The sequence below is a fragment of the Brevibacillus sp. BC25 genome (genome assembly GCF_000282075.1).
Taxonomy (GTDB): domain Bacteria; phylum Bacillota; class Bacilli; order Brevibacillales; family Brevibacillaceae; genus Brevibacillus.
This window is the reverse complement of sequence record NZ_AKIX01000009.1, coordinates 1-13,440: the sequence shown is the minus strand read 5'-3', so window position 1 is coordinate 13,440 and position 13,440 is coordinate 1. Positions and strand designations below refer to the sequence as shown.

Below are 13,440 nucleotides of genomic sequence, written 5' to 3'. Positions count from 1 at the left end.
TTATGGATAAAATTATGAATGACTATCTTGAAAAAATCGGAAAACATTTGAAGCCTATGTCCACTCCTGAGCGTATTGACATTGTAAAAGAAATCAAAAGTGTAATGCTTGAATTGCAACATAATGGTGTATCTTCTGAGCAAATCATCGAACGGTTAGGAAACCCAAAAGAATTAGCGAAAGCATACTTAGGTGAAGCCATTTCAAAGAACAGTACATTTAGTTGGCGTAAATTCGGCGCTGTATTTGCATTTTGTAGCAGCTTTGCAGGCGTAAGCGGTATTTTTGTTTTGCCGATTATCAGTACTCTTTCCATTGCTTTAATGATTAGTGGAGTTATTACACCAATAGGCGGAATTATTAAATTTATCGGGTATCTTATGGGACATGATATTACCGGAATAACATTCGAATTTGGAGCATTTACAGCAACCCGCCCAATGCAGTACTTGCCAATTTCTATTGTGAGTGGTGTGTTGATGTTTTTGTTGGGGAAAGTGTTATGGAAACTTACAATGAAATATATACACGCAATTAGTCAGAAAAAGATAAAATTGTAATAATAAAAAGAACGGGGCGCGGCGGTCATTCATAGACCAACCGCACCCCGTTTTTACTATGGGTATGTCACGCAGTAGAACGCTGATTTTGAGGGAAAAGGTATAAAACCCTTACCCCTTTCCTTTGCTTCCAAAATGTTGCCTGAGACGACTTGAACCCATTCAGTCATAACGATCACTTCTTGTCTCGTTACAACTGCTCACGCAAAAACAGTTCGGGATAGATCAGAACAAGTCCGTTCGAATCTACTGTAATGTTCTCCATGAATGTTCCTGCCCGGTATTGATAGACAGAAGAGTCACCTTTGCTTTCTAGCAACGTATATTGCTGCTGCACTTGTCTGTACGTCAGCTCATGGGCTGAGAAATAGGCTACTTGTATATACTGAGGTTCTAATTGGGTATACGACAACCGGCGGATCGGCAGTGTATTCGTGAAAGGTGTACAAGAAATATCAATATCGATACAGCCAAAAAGCTCGGAAATGGGCTCACCCGTTTCGTTCGTCCAATTTCCCTTGCCATCCGATGAAAGATGTAAAGCGCCTTCTTCCCCCATGATTCCCATTGAAACCTCTCGCGTGACCCAATTTGAGTCAAGGACAATTTCATACTGGATTCTTGTTAGGCTGGCGTCATCCAGCCTCCCGATCACTATGCTATTTACGTGGATTCTGTTCGAGCCCTCCCGTATTCTCAAGTGCTCATATCCGACTCCTGTCGCTGGTTTCCAAATAACATCCATTGGTAACATGCAAGCTCCTCCGATCATTTGTTCCCCTTTTCTCCATCCTATCATTTCTTGGATGAAAATGGTAGAGCCCTGTAAGATCGGCTTACACAACGCATACCTGAGTCATCCATGGAATAGGATCATAGTACCGGAAAAGAATGGAAAGGAGACAATCTATGAATAATCCCTCCTTCTCCTTAACACAACCTGACATGCTGTCCATTATTCGCAATGGTCTCCCACAAACCCACTCCCCCCTCAATATCATCATCGTCGGGGCTGGAATGGCTGGTCTTGTTTCTGCCTCGTTGCTAAAAACAGCGGGACACAACGTAACGATTTTGGAAGCAGCGAACCGGGTAGGCGGCAGAGTTTACACATTGCGCTCTCCTTTTACTCATGGCCATTATTTAGATGCGGGCGCCATGCGTATTCCTCACACGCACGAACTTACCCTAGCATACGTGACGAAATTCGCTCTTCCCCTTCATCCGTTTATCAACAGCTCTCCGAACGACATCATCTCAGTAAATGGCATCAAAACAAGACGTTGGATCTATCAACGCGATCCCGACATCCTCCGCTTCCCTGTAGCCCCACATGAAAAAGGCCGTACTTTCAATGAATTAGCCGGGCAAGCCATTAAACCAGTCATCGACTTCATCAAACTCAATCCAGCGAAGAACTGGCCCATGATTGTCAAAAAATACGATCGTTTTTCCATGGATCAGTTCCTGCGCTTCAATCCTGTTGGCCCTTCCTTATCTGCGGCCGCTATCGATATGATCAAGGTCATGACTGGCTTCGAAGGATTCCCTGAGCTCGCCTTTCCCGAAATTTTACGAGACTTCATCTTGTTCGATCCTTCTACACGCTTTTACGAAATAGCAGGGGGATTTGACCTGCTACCACAGGCATTTCTCCCTCAATTACAGGAGAATATTTACTTCCAGCATAAAATGACGCGAATCATCCAGACAGGAAATCAAATTACCATTTCTGGCGTGCGTACCGACACAGACGAACTGTTTCAGATGACTAGTGATATCGCGATTATTACCATCCCTTTTACCCGTTTGCAGTTTGTTCAGGTTGATCCGTACGACCTGTTTTCCTATCAAAAGTGGAAAGCTATTCGTCAACTCCACTATGTTTCCTCATCCAAAATAGGCGTCCAGTTTTCTCAGCGCTTCTGGGAAGCACAAGGAATAAGGAGCGGACAAACAGTAACGGATTCACCTATACGCCTCTCCTACTTTCCCAACCACGGTTTTGATCAGCCTGGAGGTGTCGTATTGGTCAGTTACACATGGGAGGATGACGACCTTCCGTGGCTCAGCATGTCGAAAGAAGAACAAGTGATGCAAGCGGTACAGCATCTGGCTGACATTCATGGGGAGCAGGTGTACAATACCTTCGTTACGGGGGTCACACATAATTGGGCATTGCAGCCTCATGCTGCTGGTGCCTTTGCTTTGTTCAAACCGTTGCAGGAGACAGAATTAACGCCCTACATTGGTGCGCCTGAAGGAAGAATTTATTTTGCAGGGGAGCACACCTCGAATGAACATCACGGATGGATTCAAGGGGCGATTGAGTCTGCTTTGCGCGTGGCTGTAGAAGTGGGGAGAAAATGAGCGGGGGTCTGTACGATGAAAAATTTCGTACATTCCCCCGCCACTTATCGACTACGATTCTGTTATGAATTCAAGTCATAATCTTTTCGAAGCAGCGCCAGCTTCACAAGATCAATGTACATCCCATTTTCAAATTCCGTTTCTCGATGGATTCCTTCCACTTGAAGGCCAAATTTTTGGAGCAAATGGATAGATGCCGTATTTCGCGTATCTGCATCTGCTTCTATTCTGTTTAGGTGCATCTGCGTAAACCCGTACGCGATAATGGGCCGCAACGCTTCCGACATGATCCCCTTATTCCACCACGAAAAATTCAGATCATAGCCAATCTCCGCTTTGTTATGTACAGCATGATAATGCTTGTAGCCGCAGCTACCAAGAAATTTTCCAGTGGAACGGTCCGTGACCGCCCACCTGAGTCCCTGTTTTTGTTCAAATAAATCTCGATACCATCGAAGTTCATTTTCAGCATCTGCTATCGATTGAAAACTCGCTATCCCTACATATCTCGCCACATCTTCATGTGACAACACTTCAAAAATATCTTCTATGTCTTGTTGATCAGGTTGTCTAAGGATCAATCTGTCTGTTTCGATGACAGGGAATTGATCGAACATAGTCGGATTACTCACGGTAAGAACCTCCTCGAAAACGTAGGATGGGAGCTTTTTGGTGCCTACTCCCTTCCATAATCTAGTTAATGATAATGGTTTATTATAGGAAGGACAAGCAGCAGAAGCAATGGGATCGTGAAGATACCTGATCAATTCAGCCCACCCAAAACGTTTACGTTTGATCCCAGTCAAGATGAGCCACGTATTTTGGCGTGGCACATTTTTGGCTACTCGCGGTTTTTCGAAATATTCATTGGGATCACATACTAACTACGTCATCCCGCCATTTGGATATTTTTTTTGAATCCGCGCATATCAAAAAGAAAAAACCTTGATTTACCAAGGTTTTAAACTTGCGCCATCTATTCGTCCTACAGAATCTTACGAAAATGATATTCCATCTCTCCAGCCAAGGCTGCCGGAGTATCACCTGTTTCACGGAAATCATGTGTATAAATCGTTTCAAACGGTCCAAAATCCGCTTGCTTATAAAACTCAAAGCAAGGGAACCCATCATGCGCTCCTTCGATTTGTACAAGCCCATCCCTTTTCGCAGTTACCGATAATAAGTAGTCAACCGGAGGCGCATGCTCATTCAGGGGATTACTGGCACTTGCGCTCATTTCAAAGCTCACTTCTTCATCCGAGTTCCATATCATATTCCTGCACAAAATGCCCACTGTACTCGCTTTTCCTTTTCGCAGCTGAATCGATCCATCAGGATTCGTGATCTTCTCTGTTGTAATTCCCGTATTCTGATAAGAAAAAATTTCTTTTTTCATAAAGTCTACGACAACCTCTTGCTCGACTCTGGACCGCTTGGTGTTAACGGCATAAGGGGTAAATTCACGCGAATCGCCTTCGAATTGAATGATTTTTCCTGTTTGCGGATCGGTCCTTGGTTCTGTCCATGACAGGGGGATAAATACACTCGCTCTAATTTTGATCAGGTTCACCATACATTGGCACCTCCATGTGTTATTGTTCTTCTAAGACAAATATGTGATGTTTTGGTGCGGAATGAACTCAATAAAGATATCTTCAAATTCTTTACAATCAGCCAAATTGGACAGATTCATGGGGGCTTGTATCCTTTCTACGCCCGTCTTCGGATTCACCAATAAATAATACGCCATGAGCAACGCTTTTCTACAATGATCCTGGTTTGGTTCACGCACGAGGAGCTCGCAGATGATAGCTGTTCTCTTCTCCTCGTCATATTGTAAGGCCAGATGATAGTCCCAAAATGGTATGGAGCTTTTACTCCCAGCAGAACAAACAATAGGAAAACGAGCATGTACAAATTGATTGATGATCTCATCTACTTCATCTGTGCTTACCTTCCTCATTTCGTTATCAACGCAGCTTATTCCTTGATGAATCACCAGATAATAAGGCACATTCAATAGATGCTCCCGAAATCTCTCTATTAATTCCCCGTGCAAAAAAATAGGACCTATCACGATAAAGTCCCCCTCATTGAGTGTGACTGTACTTCCTTCTTCGACACGTAGAAATATTATCCTATTTGTGCCTCGTTTTCTAAATCGCGTTTTCATGACTGCCATGTTATGATTCAAAAAGATAAGAATTATCCAATGATTTCCATGTATACACTCACATGACATCGAATGAGCAAGGTGGGATGATGATGTTGCAAGAGAATGCCAATCTACACGCTCCAGACAGATGTATTTTTCTCGTTACTGGGATTATGGCTTCTGGTAAATCAACAGTAGCTCAGTTACTTGCTGAAAAGCTAAATGGAGGCGTTCATCTCCGTGGTGATTCGTTTCGACGAATGATTGTAAATGGCAGAGAGGAATATATGCCCGAACCGTCAGAAGAAGCCATTCGTCAGTTGTGGTTGCGCTACAAAATAGCAGCCTCCACGGCAGACACTTTTTTTGAAGCAGGATTTAATGTCGTTGTACAGGATGTTGTGATCGGCCCTTTTTTGAGCGAATTTGTTGAAATGATTCGGAACCGTCCGTTGTATGTTGTAGTACTCACGCCAAATGAAAAAGTGGTTGAAGAGAGAGAGGCTTCCCGTTCCAAATCAGGGTATGGTGCGTGGACGATTCCCCACCTCAATAAAATCTTGCAGACCGAAACACCAAAGCTCGGCATGTGGATCGATTCTTCCGAACAGACACCTCAGGAAACTGTCGAGGAAATCTTGCGGATTGCTTGTCGAAATCCCCATCGTGCAACTCAGCTGCCTTGAAGCTGGATGATCTCCCGCTATCCATGAAAAGACCTGAGTTCGGTGAAATCCCGAACTCAGGCAATCAGATGGTCTAACTGCTTACACTGCGTACATCGTTGGCCAGAAGTACTCTACGCCCTCCGCGTACAAGAAAGCTTGGAACTTTTTCAGCTCATCAGGAGTATTTCGGACAGCGCGTGGAGTCAGGCCGTATTGCAAGCAATAAGCTGTCAAATAGCCAGCTACTTCACCGACGTTCCACTCTACTGGGTGGAGACGGAAGCAGCCATTTGTAATATGCGTAACCCCAAGATTTTTGCCCGCTGGCAGCAGGTTATTTACACGCACGGGGATTAAGCTACCCAACGGAATTTGGAACGGATAGGTAGACACATCAACGTAATTGCGGTTTGCCGTGCTCGGATGCAGGTCGATTCGGTAGCTGCCGACCCCAACGGAATCATGGAAGGCTTCTGCTTTGCCTGTATTGCGGACGAATGCACTCACATGTTGCTCCAATACGGTGAATTCGGCTTTGATCCGGCGGGATTCACGAATATAAGGATACATAGCCAGTCCATCCTCTGTTCCCATTACATCCTTGCGCAGTCGCAGTCCTGGATACCCTTGACCACCATCTGGGCGAGGAGCCTCTGTTTGCATCCAATACAGAAGGGAGAGACTCAGTTGTTTACCGCCGTAGAGGTGGCGCTGACGCTCTTCCTCTGGCACATCAATGATCGAGCCGAGCCAGTAATCATTTTGCGGCCAGTTAACGGTTGTTACGCCGCTCTTGTACAATCCGGTTTGGAAGTTTTTCGGGTCAGCAATCTGACGATACGTGAAGAGCGGAAAATATTTAGTACCCGGGAACAGCTCATATCGTACAGATTCAGCAGTATTTCGCGGATTGGAGCCTGTCCAGCTGAGCAGCTTGTCCGGCCAGAAATCTGCTTTGTAGTTTCGCCAGAAGTCATACGTTTCCGGTTTGGCAATCGTATGATTTTCTCCCTCCAAATAATCCATGGCAAAGCAATACGTAAACGCCTGAATATCATTTGGCTGTGGAGGCCCGACAACAGCATTTGGCTCTCCTGTTTGATCGACTGATTCAGCGCCAAGTACGTATTCTACCCCGGCTTGTGGGAGCACATCTCCACATTCTGTCGCATCCAAGAAATAAGGTGCTACCAGTTCATGAAAATCATGATGCTTCTGATCTTCTACCATGATCGACAGTACGTTATCGCCAGCCATGCGAACGGCATGCAACTTGTGATTCGTCAGAATAGTAAGTCTACCACTATTAATATAAGGAGCAAGCATCTGATAAAAAACAGCGAGCGCTACTTTTGGTTCATGGCAAAGGCGACTTACGGAACCATTACCAGGGTCAAGATTCGGGATGACACGTGCTTCTGCCGTCATTGGATAATGGTTGCGATAATAGTCACGCACGCTGTCACGGAATGTGCGATAGCTTCGCGTACAACCAAACTGTTCGATCCATGGATGCTCATCTGGCGGTACCGCTTGGCTCGTAAATTGACCGCCAATCCAATCGGTTTCTTCCGTCATAATGACTGATTTTCCTGATTTTGCTGCTGCCAGTGCTGCTGCGCAGCCACCAGTACCTCCTCCAATAATTACCACATCAGCATGAAGTTCTCTCATTCTTCTTCCCTCCACATTTTCTAATTTTTGGTTGTTCTTGCCAATTAATACGCAAAAAATGACAATACGTTACAATTTTCGCAAAAAAACTAAATCATTTTTCTATTAGCTTCTACTTGTGCAAACTTTGACTCTGCATCAGTGCCTCAAATTTGCCTCGGAGTTGCTGCCCCTTTTCATCCCCTTCCTGCTGTCTCTTGCCAAGCCAGCATTCCACATCTCCACCCTGAAACTTGTGTTTTTGGGTGAGATTTTCATTGCAAAGGCACCCAAAACAGGAACGTACGTTCTCATATAAATATATACGAACGAAATGCGAACGGTCAAGAAATTATTTCCTTTTCTTTCTATTATTTGTAGAATTCTAGGCGTAGATAGTAGGCCAGAGTGAACGTAAGCACAAAAAATCCCTCCAGCTCGACTTTCTCCAGCATGAAGGGATTTTTGAATCGTCTTTATTTAAACAAATTAATCGTGGTAATAATGATCGGCATCGCGAACACGTCAATCAGGAAGGCACCTACGATCGGAACGACCAGGTATGCTTTTCGCGAAGGACCAAATCTTCCCGTTACTGCCGCCATATTCGCCATTGCGTTTGGTGTAGCGCCCAGTCCATGTCCTGTAAAGCCTGCGACCATGACTGCGGCGTCGTAGTTTTTGCCAAGCAAACGGAACAGGACGAAAATCCCAAACAAAACGATGAATACTACTTGAACAAACACGGTGACTAGCATTGGAAGCGCAAGATCTGCAACTTCCCACAGCTTAATACTCATCAGTGCCATGGACAGGAAGATTCCGAGCGTCACGTCACTGATCAGGTTGATGCTCTTCATGTCGATTGCCTTTGGATTGAGCTTGTCTACGACGTTACGGACAATCACCGCTACAAACATCGCTCCCACATAACCTGGCAAAACAAATCCGGTTGCAGTCGAGAACAGCTCTCCCAAATACGTTCCCAATGCCATACAGAATGTAATCAACAGGACTTGGATGAAGAAGGTATTCGAGTTAATTGGTTGTCCTTTTTCTTCTACTGTCTCTACTACTTCTTCCGTTTCCGTCGGCTTCAGATCGTGTTTGGTAATCAAATATTTCACAGTCGGTCCGCCGACCAAGCCCCCTGCTACGAGACCAAAGGTAGCTGCTGCGATCCCAACCGCCAACGCAGATTGAATGCCCATGTCCTCAAGGGTTTGTCCAAAAGCGCCAGCCGCTCCATGTCCACCTTCCATGGAAACAGCCCCTGCCATCATCCCGATCAATGGATGAATGCCGAATACTGAAGCCAAAGACACACCGATTACGTTTTGTGCCAAAGCCAGAAATCCACAGGCGATCCAGTAAATAACGAGCAGCTTACCGCCAAGCTTGATCAACTTAAAGCTCGCTCCCAATCCAACGGTAGTAAAGAACGTGAGCATGAATAAGCTTTGCAAGGAAGTATCCAATGTAATTTGTAAAATTCCGGTCGCTTTCAAAGCCGTTGCAATGACAGCGAACAACAAGCCCCCAACCACTGGTGCCGGGATACAAAACTTTTGCAAGAAACTAGCCTTTCTTACGAGGAATGTACCTAATACGAGAAGTGCTACTGCGAGAAAAATCGTCGTTACTTGATTAAGTGCTAACGTCATAGTTGTCTCCCCTTAGTTGTTCTCTAGTAATCCCATGATGGCTTCATTCGTCAAGTAAGCACCTAACTTTACTGTTCTTCCGTTTTCATCTAAAATCGGATTCACTTCACAAATATCAAAAGAAAGCGTTTTCTTATGAGCGGCAACGGTACGGATCAAAGTGCGAACAACCATTGGTGTTAAACCAAAAGGAGATGGAGCACTTACTCCCGGTGCAAAAGCTGCGTTTAAAACATCTGTACATAGCGTCAGCATGACATGATCGTGTTTTTCGATGAATTCGCTTACAGATAAAGTAATTTCATCCATTCGTGCGTCTGTCATCTCTTCTTCATACACATAACGGACACCGAGCTCATCTGCTTTATCAAATAGCTCCTGCGTATTTCCGAAACGCTGAATCCCCAACACAAAATAGCTACTATTTTTGTCATGCTCTAGTATTTGCCGAAACATCGTCCCCGATGAAGGCTGAACTTCATAGGAACGCAAATCGAAATGAGCGTCAATATTGATGATTCCCAGAGAAGCCTCTTTTCCAATATGCTTTCGGACACCTACGTAATGACCATACAATGTCTCATGGCCTCCGCCTAAAATAATCGGCGTCATAGCTTTGGAAAAGATTGCAGAGACAGCGTTCCCCAATTCTTCCTGGGCAGCTTCTAGCTCTTCGTTTTGACAAGCAACATTCCCCACATCAACAATCCGTTTCCCTTCCTCCACCTTCCAAGGAAGGCTTGCAAGCGCTTGCCGAATTGCGTTTGGAGCTTTGGCTGCACCTAATCGTCCTTGATTGCGCCTCACTCCCTCTTCACATTCAAACCCAATGATAGCGACTGTGCGATCCTTGGCAGCTTGCAATGTATCCAAATCCGTTATTTCTACAATCTGATGGTAACGAAAACTGCTTCGTCTCTCCGTATGGTCAGTCCGGCCGGTCCACAAATCTGCTGATACATTCTTTGGCAAGCTATTCATCCTTTCTGAACCTTTTGTTTATTGATTATATAATGACAAACTTATTATTTCTAATATATAATTTAAATAAATTGATAGCTTAAAGCTATAAATAAGGGTAGGCGATCCAGTTGGACATCAAACATTTGCACTATTTTGTGACAGTTTGCGATCAGTTGAGCTACTCCAAAGCCGCACAAAAACTGCATATTTCACAGCCTTCCTTAAGTAACGCGATTAAAAATCTGGAGCAAGAAGTCGGCTCTCCACTGCTCGAGAGAAACACGAGAAAAATGGAATTAACGGATGCTGGTAAAATTTTGTATCAGAAATCGTTGGTGCTTCTTTCTCAAATGAACATGTTGAAAAAAGAGATGGAAGAAGTAAAGCTGACCGGAAGCGGAGATCTCATCATCGGCATCATTGAGTCCGTGAAGCACTGGATTCCAAAAGTCATTCGCGGATATCAGGGGCGTTTTCCCTCTATTAACATCAAGCTAATCGAGGTGTTGAGCGGGAAAGCTGTAAAGGAATCACTGCGTAAGTATCATACGCATTTACTCATAACCAACCAATTCACCGATGAAGAAGATATCGAATTATTTCCCCTGTATGATGAGCGCTTAATGCTGGTGCTGCACAAGGATCATCCGCTTGCGCAAAAGGAATCGGTTCGATTGAAAGACTTGGCTAGTGAGCCATTCATCATTAGTACAGAGGGATTTCAGACGAGAGAGGATATTCTAACTGCCTTTTCTTTTGAACAAGTCAACCCGCAAATCAAATTTGAGATTGAGCGATTTGAAACCGCGTTAACGTTAGTGAGGGAGAATCTAGGGGTTACGATTATTCCGGAGAACTATTTGTCCGGATCAACAGATGCTTCGCTTGTTCGGAAAACGATTGATTCGCCTGCGTTGGAGCGGACGGTTTATTTGGCGTATATGAAAAATCGTTATTTGTCCCCGGCGGTGCAAGCTTTTTTGGAGGAGGTTCGGGGGAAGTTTCCATCCCGATGATCGTTACGAAAATGGCTCCATAAATCGATTTCACAATTCTCTCCTCTTTATATATAATTGGGAAAGTCTTGAAAATATTCAAAAGCAGGTGATTCTTTGGTTCAAGTAAGCGATGCTCCCTCTACCTTTTTTGTGTTTCTCCCGATCCTTCTCATCTTATTTTTGAACGTGATTAATATTGTCATCAGTATTTGGGCATACCGTGATGCAAGGAGACGAGGGAACAGCAAGGAGTTCTCCATCATCGTGCTTGTTGCGTTATTATTTTTTCCGATTATAGGGTTGATTGTTTATTTGTTGATTCGGAAAGATAAGTATTGAAAAGTAAGGGATTCTATTTTCCTTACTTTTTTATTTTCTAGGAAAACCACACTCCATAGAAATATCCCCTGGAAGTGAACAATCGGTTGTAACAATGCGTTTAGGAGCTCTTCTTTTCGATAAAAAAAAAGCAGTCGAACAGGGATAACCTTCCTGCTCAACTGCTTGCTAAGAAAATATGATTAGTCTCTCGTTACATTGAGGATCAGATCATTATCAAATCCACCGATTGAGATGTCAGAATAGCACTTGATCATTTCTGTTAGCATCACCTTTGCTTCTAGTCTGGATAGTGGTGCGCCCAGGCATAGGTGGCAGCCCTTTCCAAAGGATAAGTGCTTATTGCTATTAGGTCGATGGATATCGAATTGATCTCCCTGTGCAAAAGTATTCTCATCACGATTGGCAGACCCGAGCCATGCCATGACGATTTCGCCTTTTTTCATCAGACTTCCGAACATATCCGTATCTTCTTGAACCTTGCGCATCAAAACCTGTGCTGGCGGACGGAAGCGCAATACTTCCTCGATCGCTTGATCTACCAGCTGCGGATTCTCTCTTAATTCACGATATACGCCTGGTCGATCCAGTAAAAAGCAGTAGAAAACACTAAACAAGAGCGTACTTGTCGTTACATTTCCGGCAAGCAGCAAGCTGATTGCAATATCAATAATCTCGCGGTCAGTTAGTTTTTGGCCTTTATATTCTGTTTGCGTTAAATCGGAGAGGAAATCTTTTGCCGGATTCTCTCTTTTTTCTTGAATGATCGGAGAGAGATAAACGGCCATTTCCTTCATGATTTCTTCCTTTTTGAGGTTAATATCCTCATACGTTTCGCGGGTTCCGGAAGAGATGAGAACATCGGACCATTGTTTGAACAGCATCCAATCACTGGACGGTACACCGAGCAAATCGGCAATGACAATCACCGGCATCGGGGTTGCGAGATCACCTAAAATTTTGATGCTTTGCTTTTCTTTTACTCCCTCTAGTAAATGACGTGAAATTTCTTGAATACGCGGCTCCCACTCCTGGAGTGTTCTGGTTGAAAATGCCTTTGTATAGAGAGCTCTCCTTTTTCCGTGATCAGGCGGGTCCATCTCTGTAATCCCCTTTTCTTTCAATGCGAGGGAACCAGCGATTCGTTTGCCTGTATCGCTTGAAAAGAGGTGATAATCGGTCAGTACACGCTCTACATCCGAATACAGAAATACGTTCCAAACCTGTTGCTTTTCATCGTAATGTACCGGGCTATTTTTTCTCATTTCTGCATACCACGCGTAGGGTTCGAACTGTTGTTGCAGATTCTCGGCACCTGATATTTCATTAGGGAATACTACTTTATTCATTTCATTCACTCCTTATCTAAATGGGTAAGTAATTGCTACAAGCTGGCTACCCTCGGTATGACTTGATTTCTTCTACCATGGTATCCAGGAGTTTTTCTAGTAACCCAATGTCTGTGTTCGATTCAAAGAAGGAAATGTTGAGGGTTATGCAATCTTGATACGTACTGACTCCAAGCATCAGTCCTGGTGCGTAATAGGCTGGCGATACGATATACGCACCTGCGACTTTCACATCATCGAATGATATCTGACTAGTACCAATCATACCGAAATTTGATAATATTGGTGTGCTGTTTCCATCCGCTACGATTTGTTTTCTTACATCCTGTATGATCTTCAATGTGTGTTGAAACTCAAAATTTTCCACAAAGGCAAACGTATTTACCGCATCATACAGAATCTCTTTGTTATCGCGTTGACTCTTCATGAATTCCGCCACTTCTTTCACCTTATCTGCAAATGTCCCTGTTGTTTGATTCATGGAGGCGTGAACAACGCCGGATAAGTTGTAAATGGCGTCCGCCTTGCCCGTGGGTAAGAATTTTCTTACATTAACCGTCACCATGACTTTGACCTGCTCATCTGGAACATTCTCCATTTGTTGATATAAAGCTCGCATGTAGGCAGCTAATAACACATCATTTACCGTGAACCCTTTTTGTTTAAATCCTTGCGCTAGCTCCAGCCACTCTTCGCGCGGTATTCTGCGAATGGCTTTTTT

Annotated in this window: 13 protein-coding genes and 1 pseudogene; 5 read left to right on the top strand and 9 right to left on the bottom strand. The window is 44.1% G+C overall.

Features of this window, described 5'->3' with window-relative positions; genetic code table 11:
• The first annotated feature begins 2 nt into the window (after positions 1-2).
• The gene (locus tag PMI05_RS01610) at positions 3-560 is read left to right on the top strand and encodes a DUF1700 domain-containing protein (RefSeq protein WP_007716388.1); all 558 of its coding nucleotides are present in this window, start codon (positions 3-5) and stop codon (positions 558-560) included.
• Positions 561-750: 190 nt separating this feature from the next.
• On the opposite strand, the gene PMI05_RS01605 is transcribed toward PMI05_RS01610, so the two are convergent.
• Positions 751-1,314, bottom strand: coding sequence for a putative glycolipid-binding domain-containing protein (locus PMI05_RS01605; protein WP_007716386.1), 564 nt, complete (start codon positions 1,312-1,314; stop codon positions 751-753).
• A gap of 155 nt (positions 1,315-1,469) precedes the next feature.
• On the opposite strand from PMI05_RS01605, the gene PMI05_RS01600 reads away from it, so the two are divergent.
• On the top strand, positions 1,470-2,930 hold the full coding sequence (locus PMI05_RS01600) for a flavin monoamine oxidase family protein (RefSeq protein ID WP_007716384.1): 1,461 nt from the start codon (positions 1,470-1,472) through the stop codon (positions 2,928-2,930).
• A 62-nt stretch (positions 2,931-2,992) separates the two neighbouring features.
• Here PMI05_RS01600 and PMI05_RS01595 read toward each other — a convergent pair whose 3' ends face one another.
• The 3 genes from PMI05_RS01595 to PMI05_RS01585 all read right to left on the bottom strand — a co-directional run bounded on the left by PMI05_RS01595 (position 2,993) and on the right by PMI05_RS01585 (position 5,007).
• Positions 2,993-3,562: a GNAT family N-acetyltransferase gene (locus PMI05_RS01595; protein WP_007716382.1), complete on the bottom strand. Its 570-nt coding sequence runs from the start codon at positions 3,560-3,562 to the stop codon at positions 2,993-2,995.
• Between the two features lie 353 nt (positions 3,563-3,915).
• Positions 3,916-4,503 carry a DUF3238 domain-containing protein gene (locus tag PMI05_RS01590; protein WP_007716380.1) on the bottom strand — a complete coding sequence of 196 codons (588 nt, stop codon included), beginning with the start codon at positions 4,501-4,503 and terminating at the stop codon, positions 3,916-3,918.
• A 30-nt stretch (positions 4,504-4,533) separates the two neighbouring features.
• Positions 4,534-5,007 (bottom strand): hypothetical protein, encoded by a 474-nt coding sequence (locus PMI05_RS01585; protein ID WP_007716376.1) that lies wholly within the window; start codon positions 5,005-5,007, stop codon positions 4,534-4,536.
• Positions 5,008-5,189: 182 nt separating this feature from the next.
• Here PMI05_RS01585 and PMI05_RS01580 point away from each other — a divergent pair, with 182 nt between their 5' ends.
• Positions 5,190-5,771: an AAA family ATPase gene (locus PMI05_RS01580; RefSeq protein WP_369751179.1), complete on the top strand. Its 582-nt coding sequence runs from the start codon at positions 5,190-5,192 to the stop codon at positions 5,769-5,771.
• 81 nt (positions 5,772-5,852) lie between these two features.
• Here PMI05_RS01580 and PMI05_RS01575 read toward each other — a convergent pair whose 3' ends face one another.
• The 3 genes from PMI05_RS01575 to hutG form a co-directional block, all read right to left on the bottom strand.
• Positions 5,853-7,427 (bottom strand): FAD-dependent oxidoreductase, encoded by a 1,575-nt coding sequence (locus PMI05_RS01575; RefSeq protein ID WP_007716372.1) that lies wholly within the window; start codon positions 7,425-7,427, stop codon positions 5,853-5,855.
• A gap of 455 nt (positions 7,428-7,882) precedes the next feature.
• Positions 7,883-9,070 carry a sodium/glutamate symporter gene (gltS, locus tag PMI05_RS01570; protein ID WP_007716370.1) on the bottom strand — a complete coding sequence of 396 codons (1,188 nt, stop codon included), beginning with the start codon at positions 9,068-9,070 and terminating at the stop codon, positions 7,883-7,885.
• A 12-nt stretch (positions 9,071-9,082) separates the two neighbouring features.
• Entirely contained in the window at positions 9,083-10,051 is a 969-nt protein-coding gene (gene hutG, locus PMI05_RS01565; RefSeq protein WP_007716368.1) for a formimidoylglutamase, read from the bottom strand.
• A 110-nt stretch (positions 10,052-10,161) separates the two neighbouring features.
• Between hutG and PMI05_RS01560 the strand changes: the two genes are divergently transcribed.
• Entirely contained in the window at positions 10,162-11,049 is an 888-nt protein-coding gene (locus PMI05_RS01560; RefSeq protein ID WP_007716366.1) for a LysR family transcriptional regulator, read from the top strand.
• A 96-nt stretch (positions 11,050-11,145) separates the two neighbouring features.
• A complete protein-coding gene (locus PMI05_RS01555) occupies positions 11,146-11,370 on the top strand; it encodes a PLDc N-terminal domain-containing protein (RefSeq protein WP_007716364.1) in 225 nt (74 codons plus the stop codon).
• A gap of 182 nt (positions 11,371-11,552) precedes the next feature.
• On the opposite strand, the gene PMI05_RS01550 is transcribed toward PMI05_RS01555, so the two are convergent.
• Positions 11,553-12,719: a cytochrome P450 gene (locus tag PMI05_RS01550; protein WP_007716360.1), complete on the bottom strand. Its 1,167-nt coding sequence runs from the start codon at positions 12,717-12,719 to the stop codon at positions 11,553-11,555.
• A gap of 46 nt (positions 12,720-12,765) precedes the next feature.
• A pseudogene (locus tag PMI05_RS01545) lies at positions 12,766-13,440 on the bottom strand (hypothetical protein); the annotation flags it as partial.